The sequence below is a fragment of the Enterobacter sp. UNJFSC 003 genome, assembly GCF_036903355.1.
Lineage (GTDB): Bacteria > Pseudomonadota > Gammaproteobacteria > Enterobacterales > Enterobacteriaceae > Enterobacter.
The window spans coordinates 1-261 of record NZ_JBAKHK010000211.1 but is presented as its reverse complement, the minus strand read 5'-3'; the positions used below and the strand labels follow the sequence as shown (position 1 = coordinate 261).

The 261-nt window shown below is 54.8% G+C and carries 1 protein-coding gene; it reads right to left on the bottom strand.

The window, feature by feature from the left end:
* On the bottom strand, window positions 1-261 hold a 261-nt coding region (mpaA, locus tag V5P19_RS23835), incomplete at both ends, for a murein tripeptide amidase MpaA (protein WP_334408032.1).

The window sequence follows — 261 nt, the reverse complement described above, 5'->3', positions numbered from 1 at the left end:
GGCCAGTGGATCGTGGAATGAGACCACCCAGGCAGGTTGAATGCGGTGTATAAGCTGGCACAGCGCCTGGGTTTCAGGTTCGGAGCCAGGTTTGTCACCTGTCAGTAATACGACATCGCGTTCTTCAGCGGCGCTGTTCCAGCGATAAACGGTTTCACCTTCCTTCCAGTTCGCCGCCGGAAAGTTTCTGTTTAAATCCACACCATTAGCATTGGCCCGTAACCCCAACTGGCAGCCGTCAGGATTCACACACAGCACCAC